Raw genomic sequence first — 16,895 nt, forward strand, 5'->3', positions numbered from 1 at the left:
AAAAAGGCGTAGAAAAACGGTCTTTTAATTATACAGGCATAAGAAAAACCGCCCTGACAGGCGGAATCCTCTTATTGTTTTTGCAGTTTGCCGAGAATCAAGTTGGCAGTTTCCTCAACGGCGCGGTTGGTGACGTCCAGTGTCTCACAGCCGATGCGGTCGACCACTTTGCGGAAATGGACGATTTCCTCATGGATGCGGTCCAATTTTGCATAATTGGCATCATCGTTCAAACCGAGCGCAATCAAACGCTCTTTGCGGATATTGTTCAACTTCTCTGGCGAAATGACCAAACCGAAGCATTTTTTCGGATCCACGTCGAACAGCTCATCCGGCGGGTCCACTTCAGGCACTAGCGGCACATTGGCGACTTTCAGCCGTTTATGGGCTAAATACTGCGATAGCGGGGTTTTCGATGTTCTCGATACTCCCACCAAGACGATATCCGCAAGCAAGATGCCGCGCGGATCGCGCCCATCGTCGTATTTGACCGCAAATTCGATCGCTTCGACTTTCTTGAAATAATCATCATCGAGCTTGCGCACCAGCCCGGCTTCGCCGATCGGAGCCGAATGCAGCTCCTCTTCTAACGCATCGAGCAATGGGCCCATCAAGTCGATCGCTTTGATGCCGTGGCGCGCCGTTTCGCGTTCGACAAAATGGCGCAGCTCTTTTGAGACGAGCGTATAGACGATCACCGCTTGCTGCCCTTCCGCCAGTTTGATGATCTCTTGCAAGTGTTCAATGGAATCGATATAAGGAAACCGTTTCAACACGGCGTTCTGTTCTGTATTCAAGTATTGGCTGATGGCCGCTTTCGCGACAAGCTCTCCGGTTTCGCCCACGGAATCGGAGACGATAAATACACGCAATAAACTCATATTTTGCACCTCACAGTTCGTGGTTTTCCGAAAGGGATAAAAACGCCCGCGTTATATTGGTCTTTGTCAGCCTGCCGACGACCTTATACCCTTCCGGTTGTTCTTCGACGACCGGCAATGCGTCGATTTGCTGGTTGATCAACCGGTTTGCAGCCTGTATGAGCGAATCATTGCGCAAACAATAAGTGACATTCGGCATGCGCGTCATGATGATATGTACAGGAATGGCATTCAAGTCCTGATTGCCGAGGCTTGTGCGCAGCAAATCCTTGCGCGACAGGACACCTGCAAGGCAGGATTTTTTATCCACAACAAAAAGCGTCCCGACGTCATCCAGAAACATCTGGCTGATGGCATCGTATACGCTGACATCCTCCCTGACTACGACAGGAATTGACTGGAAATCCTTCACTTTCATATTGTTCATCGTATCGGTAATATCCTGTCCCGGTTTCTTGCCCGAATAAAAATAACCGACACGCGGCCTGGCATCTAAAAAGCCTGCCATCGTCAATATAGCCAGATCCGGCCGCAGCGTTGCACGCGTCAAGTTCAAACGGTCTGCGATCTGCTCGCCTGTAATCGGGCCATTGCCTTTGACGATCTGTAAAATTTCCTCTTGCCGCTTATTGAGTTCGATTGGACTCACCGCCTCAAATTCAAATATGTTATACTCAATACCAATTATTATATACTATTGCATGCCATATTGCGAAGAAAAGATTGCCATGATACAATAATCGGGAATCAAATAATGGCAATGATGGATCGATAAGTACCGCGCATGAAGCGAGCAGGGATGGTGAAAGCCTGCAAAGCGGGAAACGGCAATCCGGAGCTATAGGTAATGCGAGCGGGCTGGATTTTCAGCCAATCGAGGTGGAACCACGGGTAACGTACTCGTCCTCGGACATTTGTCCGTGGCGTGTGCGATTTTTTTATTTTATGGAGGTAATGAAGATGTCAATGGAAAAAGTAGTATCATTAGCCAAACACCGGGGATTCGTCTTCCCGGGCTCTGAAATTTACGGCGGGCTCGCCAATACGTGGGATTACGGCCCACTCGGCGTCGAGTTGAAAAACAATATCAAAAAAGCTTGGTGGAAAAAATTCGTCCAGGAATCCGTCCACAACGTCGGATTGGACGCAGCTATCCTGATGAACCCGAAGACATGGGAAGCATCCGGCCACCTTGGCAACTTCAACGACCCGATGATCGATTGCAAAGCCTGCAAATCGCGCCATCGTGCCGATAAGCTGATCGAAAACGCTTTGGATGAAAAAGGCATCGAGTTGATCGTCGACGGCTTATCGTTCGACCGCATGAAAGAACTGATCGACGAACATGAAATCACATGCCCGACTTGCGGAAAAGCTGATTTCACGGAAATCCGCCAGTTCAATTTGATGTTCAAGACTTTCCAGGGCGTCACTGAATCATCAACAAACGAAGTGTATTTGCGCCCGGAGACGGCACAAGGAATCTTCGTCAACTACAAAAATGTCCAGCGCTCGATGCGTAAGAAAATGCCTTTCGGGATCGCCCAGATCGGCAAAAGCTTCCGCAACGAAATCACGCCGGGGAACTTCACGTTCCGCACGCGCGAATTCGAGCAGATGGAACTTGAATTCTTCTGCAAGCCAGGCGAAGACCTTGAATGGTATGCGTACTGGCGCGACTTCTGCAAAAACTGGCTGCTTGAGCTGAACATGGAAGAGGACAATATGCGTTTGCGCGAGCACGACGCTGATGAATTGTCCCATTACTCGAATGCCACTGTCGACATCGAATACAAATTCCCATTCGGCTGGGGCGAACTGTGGGGCATTGCGGACCGCACCGATTTCGATTTGAAGCGCCATATGGAATATTCCGGCGAAGACTTCAATTACATCGACCCGCAAACGAACGAACGCTACGTGCCGTATTGCATCGAGCCTTCACTTGGCGCAGACCGCGTGACACTCGCTTTCCTTGTGGATGCATTCCAGGAAGAAAGCTTGGACAATGACGATACACGCACCGTGCTTAAGTTCCACCCGGCCCTTGCGCCGTACAAAGCAGCGGTATTGCCTTTGTCGAAAAAACTTTCTGAAGGCGCGACGGAAGTATTTGCCGACCTTGCGAAGCATTTCATGGTCGATTACGACGAGTCCCAGTCCATCGGGAAACGCTACCGCCGCCAGGATGAAATCGGCACGCCGTTCTGCATCACCTACGACTTCGACTCGGTCGAAGACGGGGAAGTGACCGTTCGCCACCGCGATTCCATGGAACAAGTCCGCATGCCGATTAAAGACGTGCAAGCGTATATCGAACAGCATATCCAGTTCTAAGAAAAAAGACATCCCGAGGCTAGTCGCCTTCAGGGATGTCTTTTTTCGGTTCCGGGAAAAATTCCGGCGTCCGCTCGAGCTGCTCGAGAAACGAACGCGACTTCAGCCGGATGCCTGCCTGTTCCTCATAAATCGTCCGGACAATCTGCTTAAGCAAGGTTTTCGATTCTTTCTTCAAGGTCAGTGCCCCGACCCGTTCGATCGGCACGAAATAAAACGTGCGGATCAACTTCACGAGCGCCGGGCTTAAGCGGATGATGTAGCGGTCGAGATGGAAACAGCGGTGGCACAAAAAGCCGAGTTCCTGGAACGAGAATGCGAATTCCCCTTCCGTCGCCCCGCAATTGGCACATTCATGCAATGTCGGGGTGAGCCCCGCCACCCGCAGCATCTTCCATTCGACAAATAAGGTGATCGCTTCCGGGTCATACCCGTCCGCAATCGCATGGAGCGCCTGATACAGCATATCGTAGATGGCTGGCTGCGGTTCGTCCTGTTCGGTCAGCCTGTCGACAAGTTCAGTGACGTAGCTCGCATAAGCGGTGGCCATGATGTCTTCGCGGATATGGCGCAGCGACTCCAATTGGTCGCCTGCCTGCAAAGTGCCCATGCCGCGGCCTTTATACACCGAAAAGACGCCATGGGTGAACGGCTGCGTAATGGCGGCCAGGCGGCTTGCGGGCTTTTTTGCCCCGCGCGCCATGCACGTGATCTTTCCTGCTTCTTTTGTGAACAAGGTGACGATTTTATTCGTTTCCCCATAGGGACGCGTACGGATGACAATGCCTTCGAGTTGGTTCTGCATGAGCCAGGCTCCTTAGTATTCGTCGTCTCTGAAACCGAAATCACGGAGATGCATCGCTTTATTGCGCCAATCTTTCTGGACTTTGACCCAAAGCTCCAAATATACTTTCGTGCCGAGCAAGTTCTCGATATCCTTGCGTGCGCGTGTGCCGATTTCCTTCAGAAGCGCGCCTTTTTTGCCGATGACGATGCCTTTTTGGGAATCACGTTCGACCATGATCGTCGCCTGGACGCGGATCATGTTTTCATTTTCTTCGTCCTTGGCAATTTTATCGATGACGACAGCGATCGAGTGCGGGATTTCCTCGCGCGTCAAATGCAAAGCTTTTTCGCGGATCAATTCCGAAATGATGAAACGCTCCGGATGGTCCGTCACTTGGTCGGACGGATAGTATTGCGGCCCTTCCGGCAAGCGTTCTTCGATTTTCGCGAGCAGGTTCTCGACATTATTGCCCTGCAAGGCGGAAATCGGAATCGCTTCCGCGAAATCGAACTCGTTGCGGTAGGATTCCACGATCTTCGGCAGATTGTCCGGATGCACTTGATCGATCTTATTGAGCACCAGGAAGACCGGCACATCGATACCTTTCAGCATGTCGAGCACATAGCGGTCCTGTTTGCCGATGCGATCAGCCGCGCTGACGACAAAAAGCAAGACATCCACTTCGCGGAAGGTGTTTTTCGCGACTTTCAGCATGAAATCCCCAAGCTTATGCTTCGGCTCGTTGATTCCCGGCGTGTCGATAAAGACCATTTGGCTGTTTTCGTTCGTCACGACGCCCTGTACTTTATTGCGCGTCGTCTGCGGCTTGTCGCTCATGATGGCGATTTTCTGCCCGACCACGCGGTTCAAGAACGTCGATTTCCCGACATTCGGGCGGCCGATGATGGAGATGAACCCTGATTTATATCCGTTATTTCCCTGATGCATAGTCTAGATCCTCCGTTGTGAAGGCGCCCGGAAGCAATTCTGCGATGGTCGTCTCCGACACCGCTCCTTCAAGATTCGTTAAATAAACCGGCATATCCGGTGCGCAGAATTCCACCAGCACTTGGCGGCACGCCCCACACGGCGCAACCGGCCCTTTTGTATCGGCGGCCACTGCCAATGCCTCGAACTGCTTGACGCCTTCCGATACAGCCTTGAATACTGCGGTGCGCTCTGCACAGTTGGTCAGTGAATAGCCCGCATTTTCAATATTGCATCCGGTATAGACTGTGCCGTCTTTGGATAACAGCGCCGCCCCTACCGGAAATTTCGAATACGGCACATAGGCGTTTTCGCGCGCCGAGATTGCTTGTTCCATCAATTGTTGCTTGTCCATTTTCATCACTCACTTTTCTATGATCACAGCAGCATCCAGCTGCCGGACGATGTTTAAAACCATTTAGGCAAAAAGATCAGCAAACCGATTATAGCACTTGTCACTGCAAATACCAAAACGGCTCCTGCCGCCATGTCTTTCGCTTGTTTCGCCAGCGGATGGCGCTCTCTCGTAACAAGGTCGACGGCCCGCTCCAGCGCGGAATTGATCAGTTCAAGCGCCAGCATGCCGCCGATCAGCACAATTACCAACATCCATTCCATGCGGTCGAGTCCGGTCCAAATTCCGGCCATCGTCACAATTACTGCCGAAAACACATGCACTTTCATATTCTGTTCCCGTTTTATCGATGTGCCAATCCCTTGTGCCGCAAAACGGAATGAGGATAGAAACCTACTCAGCTTCATGCGCATCACGCGTAAGGCCAAGGGAAGATAAAATTTCTTCCTGCCTACCGAACATTTCCTTTTCGTCCTGCTCATTCAGATGGTCATAGCCGAGCAGATGCAAGAAGCCGTGCACCGCGAGAAAGCCAAGCTCACGTTCGAAGCTATGCCCGTATTCCTCTGCCTGGAGCTGTGTGCGCTCCACCGAAATGATGATATCCCCGAGCAGGCGCGGACCTGTTTCCCCGATGATCGCCACTTCATCTTCCCCTTGTTCTTCCATTGAAAAAGAGATGACATCTGTCGGCTGGTCCTTCTCCCGGTAGTCCCGGTTGATTGCACGGATCGATTCATCATCGGTGAAAGTGACCGACACTTCCGCCTCTCCAGTTTGTTCATGCTGTGCCGCATGCTCTAACACCTTTTTGACAAAGGCCAGCGCCTTGTCATCCAGTTGTTCCGTTTCATCTATGAAATCGATTGTCAGCATCGCTTTCCCTCCTCCATTAAATTATTTTTCATCCTCGGGATAGGCGATCCTCGAATGGAAGATCCCGTTCAAGGTTTCGCACATAACGCTTTTGACCCGTTTCAGTTCTTTTAACGTTATATCACATTCGTCAAACTGTCCATCTTTCAACTTGTCTTCCGTGATGGAATCGACCATCTTGCGGATTTTCTCCGTACTTGGCGACTCCATCGAACGAACTGCCGCTTCCAGGCTGTCGGCGACCATGATGATAGCGATTTCCCGGCTTTGCGGCTTCGGCCCGGTGTAGCGGTATCCTTGCTCCGGAAGCTCTTCGTTTTGCTGTTTCGCTTTATAATAGAAGAATTTCAACAAAGTCGTGCCGTGGTGCTGTTCTGCAATATCGATCAATTCTTTCGGCATTCTGTGCTTGCGCAATATCGCCGCACCGTCCTTAGCGTGAGCGAGAATGATGTCGCGGCTTTGTTCCGGCGTTAGCTGGTCATGCAGATTGCCATGGGATTGATTTTCGATGAAATACTGGGGATTGATGGTCTTGCCGATGTCGTGGTAATAACAGCCCACACGCGCGAGCAAACCATTCGCCCCGATCGCCTCGCACGCCGCATCCGAAAGGTTTGCTACCATGACGCTGTGATGATAAGTGCCCGGCGTCTCGGTCAAAATCTTCTTGAGCAAAGGGTGGTTCGGATTCGACAGCTCGAGCAGTTTCATCGTTGACAGAATGCCGAATGCCGTTTCAAACAAGGGCAATAAGCCGGTCGCGAGCGTGCCGGATAAAAGACCCGCTGCCAGTGCGGCCGCCACATAGAAAGCAATTTCTTCCGTGGTGTACTGGGTTTGGTTCATCAAAAGGTAAAACGCCACATACAGCAAATGGACACCGCCGACTGCCAAGCTGATCGGCAGGATGCGAATGCTTCTATGCCCATTGCGTATCAAATATATCCCCGTCAAACCGCCAAACAACACATACAAAGCGGAATCCATCTGAAAAACGCCGGCATAGCCGCTTTGCAGCATCATTCCTGCACAGGCGCTGAGCAAAATCGTCACATACACGGCCGTCCGCTCATCGATGAGCAATCGCAGCAAAATTCCAGCCAATGCTGTCGGGTAGATGAAATCGATGACCACTTCAAAATTACCGCTGATGATTTCGAGCAGCTTCATGATCGCCAAGGACAAAGCGACGACGGCAAAAATCATAGTCAGCCGAATGGCTTTTTTGACTCCTTCCACTTTCGCGCTCTGCAATACCAACAGCAATAAGCCGGCCGCAATGAGTACCAATAAACTCAAGGCTAGCACCGGGCGGTAGTTTGATTGCTGCTCGGTCATTCCGGCCAGTTCAAGCTGCCGGTACACTTCACGGTCAATCAACTGGCCTTCCTGGATGAGCACTTGGCCCTGCAAGATTCGTGTCGGCTCGATGCTCGCCCGCGCTTGTTCTGTTTGTTGTTCCGTCAATTCCTCATTGATGAGTTCGTTCGGGATAATATTGGCTCTCGTAATGGCTACTGCGGCTGTAATGGCAGTAGCGGGCACCTGATCGTTTTCGCGGATCTCCTGCTCGGCCGAATTGCGCGCTTGGGTAAGTCCTGCCATGCGCAGGGGGTCCTGCATAACTGCCAGCACTTGGTTGCGCACTTCCCGTTCGATGCGCATTAGCACCTCCTCTTCTAAAGCGAGCAGCGATAAGAGCATATCGTCCGTCAAGCGAAGCCCGTTTTCATTTTGTTCTAGCAAGCGGATCGATTCGCGGAGGCTGCTTAAGGCTGCGTCTGCATCATGCGGGCCCGGTTCTTCTTCTCCGTCTGGCTCAGAAGTTTGTTTCGCTTCCAGGACATAGCCGAACAGCGAATCGACGACCGCCGCCTGGTTATCGGCAATTTCTTCGATATACCGGTAGCTCGGCTGTACCTCCTGAGCTGCACGCTCGCGCTCAAGTTCTGTCCTTACCGGGTCTTCGACGGTTTTCGCCGCCCGTATCGTTTCCTCGGACAATTGGAACAATTCCACTTCGTATGTATCGGTCGCCATCGTATCGTATAAAAATCCAAACATGAGCAGCGCTGTCATGAAACTGATCCCGATCAAGACTACAGGAGCCCCGAATCGCAAATAAATGCGCCTGATCCATCCCGCCATTTGACCACCTCACTATTCTTCTTTCATCATACCAATACCTCATGCTTTTTTCATCGCCCCTTACAAATTAATAACAATTCATTGGCACTTACTGTGCTAATAAGCTTCTTCAGTCTATAGACAAAAAGGAGCGCTTTGCCAAGCCATTTGGGCACATAAAAAAAACCAGCCTTATCCAGGCTGGTTCTCGTAAGCTTCGATGATTCTTGAGACGAGTGGGTGGCGGACGACATCGCCTTTTTCCAAATACTGAAACTCGATGCCTTTGACGCCGTGCAAATTCTTCTCTGCAGCGATCAAGCCGGACTCTGCCCCACGAGGCAAGTCTATCTGCGTTTTATCGCCGGTGACGATCATTTTGGAACTAAAGCCGAGACGTGTCAGAAACATTTTCATCTGGGCTTTCGTCGTATTCTGGGCTTCATCCAAGATAATGAACGCTTCTTCAAGGGTCCGGCCGCGCATGTACGCGAGTGGTGCCACTTCGATCGTTCCGCGCTCAATCAGGCGGTTGGTCTGTTCCTGTCCCATGACATCATGCAAAGCGTCATACAATGGGCGCAGGTACGGATCGACTTTTTCCTTCAAGTCGCCGGGCAAGAACCCGAGGCTTTCTCCTGCTTCGACTGCAGGGCGCGTCAAGACAATCTTTTTTACGTGGCCATTTTTCAAGGCTTGTACCGCCAGTACGACGGCCAGATAGGTTTTTCCGGTACCGGCCGGCCCGATTCCAAACACCATATCACTTTTTTTGATGGCGTGGATATAATGGCGCTGCCCGATTGTCTTAGCGCGGATGGAGCGCCCAGTCGCACTGCGCGCCACTTCTTCATCGTAAAGTTCAGCAAAATATTCAATCGTCCCATTTTTCGCCATTTCAATGGCTGAAACGATATCCCGCAGGTCGATATTGATGCCTTTACGGATGACTTTCAATAATTGTTCGAGCAGCAGTTTTCCAGTTTGGCGGCCATCTTCGGGCCCTTCCAGGCGAATCACTTCGCCACGGGTGATGATGTGTATATCAAAACTTTCTTCGATCAGCGACAGATGGCTGTCGGATGTACCGAGAAGCAGGACCGCTTCATTCGGGTCTTTTACATGCAATTCGAGTAGGTTATTTTCTGTCATTTAGACGCTCCTTGGATCGTGTTTTTACTTCTTCTCAACTCTATCATTTTCCATACGAAAATGTAAATTAATTCAGATGCTTTTGTTTACATAATATTAATATATATAACTTGGAACAAAAGAAAAAGGCCGGCATTAAATATGCCGGCCTTGTTTTTGGCGCTTTGATTTTGGCGGCTGCAAGATCTCCGCCATGATGATGCCTTTGCGCACGTCTTCTTCATGAAGCGGAAACAGCTCCCGCTCTTCTTTCTTTTCAACCGCCCGCTTCACCGGCTCGCTTTGATACACGCTTAACCTTCCGGGGCGGTTTTTTGGCTCGACAGCTTGCTTTGCCTGGGCTGGAGTCCGTCTTTCCACTTCTTCCGCTGCCCGCGTCTTGGCGCGTTCTGCCTGTTCCTTGACTTGACGGGCCTGCTCTGCTCGTTTCGGGTCGCTCTCCATCTGGGATTGAAATTCGCCATATATTTCCTTGGCATAATCTTCAATCCGTTTAAAGCTTCGCTGCCCGCCTCTTTGCGGTTGCTGTGTTGATTGCGATCGTTGTTGCACTGGCCGGGCGGGCGCGCCGGGCCCTTGTTGGCGCTTCGGCTGCTGCGCGGTCTGCTCTTTGCCTTCAGGTTTTTTGTTTTTACTGAACAAAGCGCTTACGGCCGCAATGATCAACATCATAATGAGGGGTTCCATTCCAAAACCTCCCTTGAGTTATGGCGGAATTTTTTAGTTATCGTCCTCTTGTTTTTCTGTTCCGCTCTTCGAAATGGATTCGCGCATGCTTGTATCAGCCTGGACATTCTTGTAGTTGATATAATCCATCACGCCGATATTTCCTGAACGGAGCGCTTCTGACATCGCCATCGGCACTTCAGCTTCGGCTTCGACGACTTTCGCGCGCATCTGGACAACTTTCGCTTTCATTTCCTGTTCGCTAGCGACAGCCATTGCGCGGCGTTCTTCAGCTTTTGCCTGCGCGATTTTCTTATCGGCATCCGCTTGCTCTGTCTGGAGCTCGGCACCGATGTTTTTGCCGATATCCACGTCTGCGATATCGATTGACAGGATTTCAAAAGCAGTACCTGAATCCAGCCCTTTGCCAAGAACGGTTTGGGAGATAAGGTCCGGGTTTTCCAGGACTTTCTTGTGGTTCGTGCTCGAACCGAGTGTTGAAACGATCCCTTCACCAACACGGGCGACGATTGTTTCTTCGCCCGCACCACCGACGAGGCGGTCGATATTGGCACGCACGGTAATACGCGCTTTCGCTTTCACTTCGATCCCGTCCATAGCAACACCGGCGATGAATGGCGTTTCGATGACTTTAGGGTTAACCGACATTTGAACCGCTTCAAGTACGTCACGGCCGGCAAGGTCGATTGCCGCTGCGCGTTCGAACGGCAAATCGATATTGGCACGGTGTGCTGCGATCAATGCGTTGACAACACGGTCGACGTTACCGCCAGCCAGGTAATGGCTTTCCAATTGGTTGATCTGTACGGAAAGACCGGCTTTGGAAGCCTTGATCAACGGGTTGACGATGCGCGATGGGATAACCCGGCGCAATCTCATCCCGATCAATGTGAAGATGCTGATGCGGACGCCGGCAGCTAAAGCCGAGATCCATAATGTGACTGGTACGAATGTGAAAAAGATGGCAAGAACGACGATAATACCAATTATCGCAGCGCCTAAGCCGATTGCTTCAAGTCCCATTTATTCTTCCTCCTCTTGTTTTTCGAGTTCACGCACAACGATGCGAGACCCTTCTACCTTGATAATCTTAACATCTTTGTTGCTGTCGATAAACCGCCCTTCGGATACCGCATCGATGTATTCATCACCGAGCCGGATGGTGCCAGATGGCCTCAGGGCAGTGGTGGAGCGGGCGATCTGGCCGATGAGTTCCGGCCGGTTGACGGCTGAGACATAGCCATGTTCGGTATCGGTTGCATCGGTTAAGATAATCCGCTTGAACATGCTTAATTTCTTCCCGAAAAATTTCACTAAAATCACCATCCCTGCTGAAGCTACAAGTAATGCGATCAAAATCGCGATCGCTGTTGACTGCACGTCTTCACCTGCTAATAGAACACTTCCGATGACAGCCAGTATCCCGAGAATCCCCAGTATGCCGCCCGGAACGAAAAATTCCAGCAAGATCAAACCGAGACCGAAGACCAACAGCAAAATCGATTCATATCCGGCAAGCCCTGCGACCAAATGGCCGTAAAAGAACAGCATCAGTGAAAACAAGCCGAAGAATCCCGGGATCCCGATTCCCGGCGTGAACAACTCAAGGAGTAAGCCGAGGCCTGCCACCGACAGTAAAATCGGCACCACGATCGGACTGGTCAGGAAACGCGCAAGGGTCTCTGACCAGTTTTCTTCCACTTGGATGACCTCAGCGCCGGAAAGCCCTTTTACTTCAAGAAGTTCATCGAGAGACGAGACGGTCCCTTCCGAATAGCCAACATCGAGCGCTTCCTGTGCGCCGAGTGTCAACAATTCACCTTCAGCTGCCCGATATTCCGGAAGGTCGATGCTGGCATCCGCCATCGCCAAGGCAAATTGCGGATTACGGCCCGACGATTCTGCAGCACTTCTCATCGAAGCAAGCCAAGCAGAGTTTGCTTTATCGGCAGCCGCATTGCCCGACTGGTCGATGACTTGCGCCGCTCCCATCCGGCCATTCGGATGCATATAGATTTCATCATTATGCAAGGCTAGAAAAGCGCCGGCCGACAAGGCGTCCTGGTTGATGAAAGCGAGTGTCTCAGGCTCGGCTTCATCCAACAGGCGCGCAATGCCATCTGCTGCATTGACAAAACCGCCCGGTGTATCGATCTCAAAGACAATGGCTTCCGCACCGGCTTCTTCGGCTTCCTCAATGCCCCGCTCCAGGAACGACTGCAACCCCCGCTCCACTTCCGCTTCAATCGGAATGACATACACCTTTCCGTTATCCGCCGAGATGGCCGGAATCGCTAAAGCGAACGCCATAACCAGGAACAAAAAGCCGATCCAGGCTTTTTTTCTACGCACGGCAAGTTCCCCCTCTCCTTCATGAAAACATTAGGATAATTATGTATACGGATGAGTCGAGCTGCGGTTTCAAAAGCCGGCTTCTTTTTTCATTATAAAGCAATTTTCCCCAAGTTACGATGGAATGCGCTTACATCTTCATCATTTAGTGACCGTTTTAAGGCATAAAAAAACCGGAAGCACATTTGTGCTTCCGGTTTTAGCTGTTCGTTGCTATTTTTAAAAGTCATTTAAGATCAAAGTCAATTAAAATTTACGTTTACGCGCAGCTTCTGATTTCAATTTACGTTTCACGCTCGGCTTATCATAATACTCGCGCTTTCTTACCTCTTGCATTGTTCCGGACTTCGAAACAGTGCGTTTGAAGCGGCGAAGAGCATCTTCAATTGATTCGTTTTTACGAACTGTAGTTTTTGACATCTCTTTTTCCCTCCCTCCGAACACACGTTGAAGCAAATAACAACAAGTGTTATATACTAGAAAATTATAACGCATGATTTGGCCTTCGTCAATACTTAATAATCGTTGTCTGAAGTGAGGCCTTGCATGATCTGGACTCCTGAACTTGCGCCGATGCGAGTCGCTCCAGCTTCCACCATTTTCTCCACATCTTCAAGGCTGCGGACGCCGCCAGAAGCTTTGACACCGAGGCCAGGGCCGACTGTTTCGCGCATCAAACGGACTGCTTCAACAGTTGCGCCGCCGGTGGAGAAGCCGGTCGATGTTTTGACGAAATCGGCTCCCGCTTCTTTCGACAGGCGGCTGGCCAATTTGATTTCTTCATCCGTCAACAAGCAGATTTCAAGGATGACTTTTACGATTGCTTTTCCTTTTGCTGCGTTCACGACCGCTTCGACATCCGCTTTTGCGACATCTTCCTGGCCACTCTTCAATGCTCCGATGTTCAAGACCATGTCGATTTCACCAGCGCCTTTTTCGATGGCGTCTTTTGTTTCGAACGCTTTCGTTTCGGAAGTCGAGGCACCGAGCGGGAAGCCGATAACCGTGCAGACTTTTACTTCGCTGTTTTCAAGTTGTTGAGCCGCAAGCGATACCCAAGCCGGGTTGACGCAAACGGAAGCGAAATGATACTCGGCCGCTTCTTTGCAAAGCTGTTCGATCTGAGGTGCTGTAGCTTCCGCTTTTAACAATGTGTGGTCGATTAAAGATGCAATATTCGTCATAAATCAGTTCTCCATTCTTCAAGTAAGTTTTCTGTTAGGCAGGTAAACTGTCCATCACGCGGACAAATTGCCCTTCGTTTAGCGGATATCCTGCCTTGGTGATTTTCACCTTGACGATTTTCCCGATCAAGGATTCATCGCCGGGAATGGCGACTTTCAAGTAATTATCCGTGTAACCGACAAGCATGCCGCCTGATTGGTGGTCTTTTGACTCTTCTTCAGGGATGATTTCCAACAGCTCGCCTTCATATCGGCTCGCATATTCCTTCGCCAACTGATCGTTCAATTCGATCAGGCGGTGGACGCGTTCATTTTTAACCGCTTCATCAATCTGGCCATCCATACGTGCTGCCGGTGTTCCTGTGCGCATCGAGTAGGGGAATACATGAAGTTCCGAGAACCTATGCTCGCGGATGAAATTGAAGGTGTCCATGAATTCGTCTTCCGTCTCTCCCGGAAACCCGACGATGACGTCAGAAGTGATCGCCAGGTCCGGCAAGGCATCACGCAAACGTTCCAGGCGATTGGCGAAAAATGCCATCGTATACTTGCGCCGCATCCGTTTCAAGACCGTGTCGGACCCTGATTGTATCGGGATGTGAAGATGCCGCACGACGATTTCGGACTCTTTCAAGACAGCGATCACTTCGTCTGTCAGCTGGCTGGCTTCGATCGAAGAGATGCGCAGGCGTTTCAAGCCTTTCACGTTTTGTTCCAAATCGCGCAACAGCTGCGCCAGATTATACTCTTTCAGGTCTTCCCCATAGCCCCCGGTATGGATGCCGGTCAAAACAATTTCCTGATAGCCGGCATCGACCAATTGCTGTGCTTGGCGGATGACTTCCTGAGGATCGCGCGAACGCATCAATCCCCGCGCCCAAGGAATGATGCAAAACGTGCAGAAATTGTTGCAGCCTTCCTGGATTTTCAACGAAGCGCGCGTACGGTCTGTGAAGGCGGGCACGTCCAATTCTTCATAGACACGGTTCTTCATGATATTGCCGACAGCGTTGATCGGCTTGCGCTCAGCGCGGTATTGCTCGATGTATTCCAGGAGCTTGGTCCGGTCTTGCGTACCGACGACGATATCGACGCCGGGAATGGCCATGATTTCAGCAGGGGAAGTCTGGGCGTAGCAGCCTGTAACGCAAATGACCGCATCCGGATTGGAGCGGACGGCACGCCGTATCACTTGGCGGCTCTTTTTATCGCCCGTGTTGGTGACGGTGCAGGTGTTGATGACGTAAACATCGGATAGACGCTCAAACTCTGTGCGCTCATAGCCCTGTTCTTTGAATAATTGCCAAATCGCTTCGGTTTCATAATGGTTCACTTTGCAACCTAGAGTATGAAATGCGACTGTTGACATCGGTGGCCACCTCTTTCATTCAAATTCATAGGATATTGCAGACAATGCATAAAGCGGAGCCGTCTCTGTGCGCAGAATACGCGGGCCAAGCGCGGTGAATTGTGCGCCAGCTGCTTTGAGTGCGGCCGCTTCTGTTTCCGAAATGCCGCCTTCCGGCCCGAAAACAAGCAAGATTGAGTCTTTATCATACAATGATTCCAGAATTTCGGCAAACCGCTTTCCGCCGCTCTTTTTCGCCTCTTCTTCATAAGCGACGATGACCGCATCGTAATTTTTCGCAGCATCCGCCAGTTCTTTAAAGCTGTGCAGCGTATGTATGGCAGGGATGCGGCTGCGATGCGATTGCTCAGCCGCTTCCTTGGCGATTTTCTGTAACCGCTCGATTTTCTTTACGCTTTTGGCGCCGTCCCATTTGACGATCGAGCGCTCAGCCGAATAGGGCAATAACGCGCTCATCCCAAGTTCCGTCGCTTTTTGGGTAATCAGTTCGAGCTTGTCGCCTTTTGGGAGGCCACAAGCGATCGTCACTTGTTTCGGCAATTCGCTGCGGTCCTCGAGCTCCCGGATCAGCTTGATGTGGACGCCTGCCGTAATCTCCGTGATTTCGGCCAAATGGACTTTGCCGGAAACGACGGCAATCAATTGCTCACCGACCGTTTGCCTCATCACTTTCGCGATATGCTTCGCATCGTCTCCTGTAATCGTCAACTGGCCATTGCCGTATTCTTTATCTTCCAAGAAGTATCGTTGCATGGTCGCACCCCGTTATAGCGGTTTTTTTGAAATGATCGTTACCCAGTCTTCCATCATCATAATATCTTCGATGACAAATCCGGAAGCTTCGAGCGCTTGTTTTACTTCATTTTTCTTCTGGGCGATAATTCCGGACGTGATGTAGATGCCGCCCGGCTTGACCGCTAGATAAGCGTCGTCCGTAAAGGACATGATGATCTCAGCGAGTATATTCGCCACGACCACATCTGCCGGATCATCGATCGCTTCGAGCAAATTGCCATGGAAAACATGGACACGGTCCTGGACCTTGTTCAATTTAACATTCAGCCCTGCCGCTTTCACGGCGATTTCATCGAGGTCCAGCGCCCTCACCGACCCCGCATCAAGCAAGGCCGCGCCGATTGCAAGCACGCCCGAGCCAGTCCCGACATCGATGACCGTATTGCCCTTATCGACGTGTTTTTCAAGTGCTTGCAAACTCATGACGGTTGTCGGATGAGTCCCGGTCCCGAACGCCATGCCCGGATCGAGTTCGATGATCAGTTCGTCGCTTGAAACCGGATGGTAGGTTTCCCATGTCGGCACGATGGTGAATCTTTTGGAGATCTTTACCGGGTGGTAATACTTCTTCCACGACGTCGCCCAGTCTTCTTCATTCACTTCACTGATCGTAACGACATTGCGGCCGACATTGATGTTGAAATCCGCAAGGTTATTGATGGCCAGTTTGATGCCTTCAACCGCTTCCCCAAGAAAACTATTGACCGGCAAATACGCTTTCAAAATGACGCCTTCTGTCGGGAAATCTTCAGGATCGAGTGAATAGATTTCGCCGAATACATCTTCGCGGTCTTTCGTCAGATCTTCGGAATCTTCGATGACGACTCCGCTTGCCCCTGCTTCATGCAGTATGTTGGAAATTGATTCAATCGCTTCATTCGTCGTATGAATCGACAGCTCGGACCATTTCACTTACGACCAGCTCCTTTTTCGAACAATTATGTAACAGACAGAAAACTCCCTATTGCACGGGAGTTTTCCATTTGTCCAAGGCTATAAATAC

The 16,895-nt window shown here is 50.8% G+C and carries 18 protein-coding genes; 1 reads left to right on the top strand and 17 read right to left on the bottom strand.

All coding sequences use genetic code 11. The features are described 5' to 3' along the window. Nucleotides 1-71: 71 nt before the first annotated feature. Both AB9R92_RS04905 and ccpN read right to left on the bottom strand, forming a co-directional pair. On the bottom strand, nt 72-881 hold the full coding sequence (locus AB9R92_RS04905; RefSeq protein WP_370668380.1) for a pyruvate, water dikinase regulatory protein: 810 nt from the start codon (nt 879-881) through the stop codon (nt 72-74). Between the two features lie 10 nt (nt 882-891). Then, nucleotides 892-1,530 carry a transcriptional regulator CcpN gene (ccpN, locus tag AB9R92_RS04910; protein ID WP_370668381.1) on the bottom strand — a complete coding sequence of 213 codons (639 nt, stop codon included), beginning with the start codon at nt 1,528-1,530 and terminating at the stop codon, nt 892-894. A gap of 311 nt (nt 1,531-1,841) precedes the next feature. Between ccpN and AB9R92_RS04915 the strand changes: the two genes are divergently transcribed. After that, nucleotides 1,842-3,218, top strand: a complete 1,377-nt coding sequence (locus AB9R92_RS04915; RefSeq protein WP_370668382.1) for a glycine--tRNA ligase — start codon at nt 1,842-1,844, stop codon at nt 3,216-3,218. 19 nt (nt 3,219-3,237) lie between these two features. On the opposite strand, the gene recO is transcribed toward AB9R92_RS04915, so the two are convergent. The 15 genes from recO to prmA all read right to left on the bottom strand — a co-directional run bounded on the left by recO (nt 3,238) and on the right by prmA (nt 16,804). Beyond that, nucleotides 3,238-4,023 (bottom strand): DNA repair protein RecO, encoded by a 786-nt coding sequence (recO, locus tag AB9R92_RS04920; RefSeq protein ID WP_370668383.1) that lies wholly within the window; start codon nt 4,021-4,023, stop codon nt 3,238-3,240. Nucleotides 4,024-4,035: 12 nt separating this feature from the next. After that, the gene (gene era, locus AB9R92_RS04925) at nt 4,036-4,953 is read right to left on the bottom strand and encodes a GTPase Era (protein WP_370668384.1); all 918 of its coding nucleotides are present in this window, start codon (nt 4,951-4,953) and stop codon (nt 4,036-4,038) included. Next, nucleotides 4,937-5,347, bottom strand: coding sequence for a cytidine deaminase (locus AB9R92_RS04930; protein WP_370668385.1), 411 nt, complete (start codon nt 5,345-5,347; stop codon nt 4,937-4,939). Before AB9R92_RS04930 ends, era begins: the two co-directional genes overlap by 17 nt. 53 nt (nt 5,348-5,400) lie before the next feature. Beyond that, nucleotides 5,401-5,754 carry a diacylglycerol kinase family protein gene (locus AB9R92_RS04935; protein WP_370668386.1) on the bottom strand — a complete coding sequence of 118 codons (354 nt, stop codon included), beginning with the start codon at nt 5,752-5,754 and terminating at the stop codon, nt 5,401-5,403. Further along, nucleotides 5,741-6,223, bottom strand: coding sequence for an rRNA maturation RNase YbeY (ybeY, locus tag AB9R92_RS04940; RefSeq protein ID WP_370668387.1), 483 nt, complete (start codon nt 6,221-6,223; stop codon nt 5,741-5,743). Before ybeY ends, AB9R92_RS04935 begins: the two co-directional genes overlap by 14 nt. A 21-nt stretch (nt 6,224-6,244) precedes the next feature. Beyond that, nucleotides 6,245-8,374 (bottom strand): HD family phosphohydrolase, encoded by a 2,130-nt coding sequence (locus tag AB9R92_RS04945; RefSeq protein WP_370668388.1) that lies wholly within the window; start codon nt 8,372-8,374, stop codon nt 6,245-6,247. A 171-nt stretch (nt 8,375-8,545) separates the two neighbouring features. Continuing rightward, nucleotides 8,546-9,505, bottom strand: a complete 960-nt coding sequence (locus AB9R92_RS04950) for a PhoH family protein (protein ID WP_370668389.1) — start codon at nt 9,503-9,505, stop codon at nt 8,546-8,548. Nucleotides 9,506-9,640: 135 nt separating this feature from the next. Continuing rightward, nucleotides 9,641-10,192, bottom strand: coding sequence for a hypothetical protein (locus AB9R92_RS04955; RefSeq protein WP_370668390.1), 552 nt, complete (start codon nt 10,190-10,192; stop codon nt 9,641-9,643). A 33-nt stretch (nt 10,193-10,225) separates the two neighbouring features. After that, on the bottom strand, nt 10,226-11,215 hold the full coding sequence (floA, locus tag AB9R92_RS04960; protein WP_370668391.1) for a flotillin-like protein FloA: 990 nt from the start codon (nt 11,213-11,215) through the stop codon (nt 10,226-10,228). Next, nucleotides 11,216-12,502, bottom strand: a complete 1,287-nt coding sequence (locus AB9R92_RS04965; protein WP_370668513.1) for an NfeD family protein — start codon at nt 12,500-12,502, stop codon at nt 11,216-11,218. It lies immediately after the preceding gene. Nucleotides 12,503-12,790: 288 nt separating this feature from the next. Beyond that, entirely contained in the window at nt 12,791-12,964 is a 174-nt protein-coding gene (rpsU, locus tag AB9R92_RS04970) for a 30S ribosomal protein S21 (protein WP_006828698.1), read from the bottom strand. A 95-nt stretch (nt 12,965-13,059) separates the two neighbouring features. Beyond that, nucleotides 13,060-13,728: a deoxyribose-phosphate aldolase gene (deoC, locus tag AB9R92_RS04975; protein WP_370668392.1), complete on the bottom strand. Its 669-nt coding sequence runs from the start codon at nt 13,726-13,728 to the stop codon at nt 13,060-13,062. 34 nt (nt 13,729-13,762) lie between these two features. After that, entirely contained in the window at nt 13,763-15,097 is a 1,335-nt protein-coding gene (gene mtaB, locus AB9R92_RS04980; protein WP_370668393.1) for a tRNA (N(6)-L-threonylcarbamoyladenosine(37)-C(2))-methylthiotransferase MtaB, read from the bottom strand. Between the two features lie 15 nt (nt 15,098-15,112). After that, entirely contained in the window at nt 15,113-15,850 is a 738-nt protein-coding gene (locus tag AB9R92_RS04985; protein WP_370668394.1) for a 16S rRNA (uracil(1498)-N(3))-methyltransferase, read from the bottom strand. 12 nt (nt 15,851-15,862) lie between these two features. After that, entirely contained in the window at nt 15,863-16,804 is a 942-nt protein-coding gene (prmA, locus tag AB9R92_RS04990; RefSeq protein WP_370668395.1) for a 50S ribosomal protein L11 methyltransferase, read from the bottom strand. Nucleotides 16,805-16,895: the final 91 nt, after the last annotated feature.

The sequence above is a fragment of the Planococcus sp. SSTMD024 genome, assembly GCF_041320495.1.
Lineage (GTDB): Bacteria > Bacillota > Bacilli > Bacillales_A > Planococcaceae > Planococcus.

What these genes read in the sequence shown, in the direction of transcription:
- AB9R92_RS04905 (WP_370668380.1), bottom strand. Translation starts at nt 881, where the DNA reads ATGAGTTTATTGCGTGTATTTATCGTCTCCGATTCCGTGGGCGAAACC.
- AB9R92_RS04915 (WP_370668382.1), top strand. Translation starts at nt 1,842, where the DNA reads ATGTCAATGGAAAAAGTAGTATCATTAGCCAAACACCGGGGATTCGTC.
- recO (WP_370668383.1), bottom strand. Translation starts at nt 4,023, where the DNA reads ATGCAGAACCAACTCGAAGGCATTGTCATCCGTACGCGTCCCTATGGG.
- era (WP_370668384.1), bottom strand. Translation starts at nt 4,953, where the DNA reads ATGCATCAGGGAAATAACGGATATAAATCAGGGTTCATCTCCATCATC.
- AB9R92_RS04930 (WP_370668385.1), bottom strand. Translation starts at nt 5,347, where the DNA reads ATGGACAAGCAACAATTGATGGAACAAGCAATCTCGGCGCGCGAAAAC.
- AB9R92_RS04935 (WP_370668386.1), bottom strand. Translation starts at nt 5,754, where the DNA reads ATGAAGCTGAGTAGGTTTCTATCCTCATTCCGTTTTGCGGCACAAGGG.
- ybeY (WP_370668387.1), bottom strand. Translation starts at nt 6,223, where the DNA reads ATGCTGACAATCGATTTCATAGATGAAACGGAACAACTGGATGACAAG.
- AB9R92_RS04945 (WP_370668388.1), bottom strand. Translation starts at nt 8,374, where the DNA reads ATGGCGGGATGGATCAGGCGCATTTATTTGCGATTCGGGGCTCCTGTA.
- AB9R92_RS04950 (WP_370668389.1), bottom strand. Translation starts at nt 9,505, where the DNA reads ATGACAGAAAATAACCTACTCGAATTGCATGTAAAAGACCCGAATGAA.
- AB9R92_RS04955 (WP_370668390.1), bottom strand. Translation starts at nt 10,192, where the DNA reads ATGGAACCCCTCATTATGATGTTGATCATTGCGGCCGTAAGCGCTTTG.
- floA (WP_370668391.1), bottom strand. Translation starts at nt 11,215, where the DNA reads ATGGGACTTGAAGCAATCGGCTTAGGCGCTGCGATAATTGGTATTATC.
- AB9R92_RS04965 (WP_370668513.1), bottom strand. Translation starts at nt 12,502, where the DNA reads ATGGCGTTCGCTTTAGCGATTCCGGCCATCTCGGCGGATAACGGAAAG.
- rpsU (WP_006828698.1), bottom strand. Translation starts at nt 12,964, where the DNA reads ATGTCAAAAACTACAGTTCGTAAAAACGAATCAATTGAAGATGCTCTT.
- deoC (WP_370668392.1), bottom strand. Translation starts at nt 13,728, where the DNA reads ATGACGAATATTGCATCTTTAATCGACCACACATTGTTAAAAGCGGAA.
- mtaB (WP_370668393.1), bottom strand. Translation starts at nt 15,097, where the DNA reads ATGTCAACAGTCGCATTTCATACTCTAGGTTGCAAAGTGAACCATTAT.
- AB9R92_RS04985 (WP_370668394.1), bottom strand. Translation starts at nt 15,850, where the DNA reads ATGCAACGATACTTCTTGGAAGATAAAGAATACGGCAATGGCCAGTTG.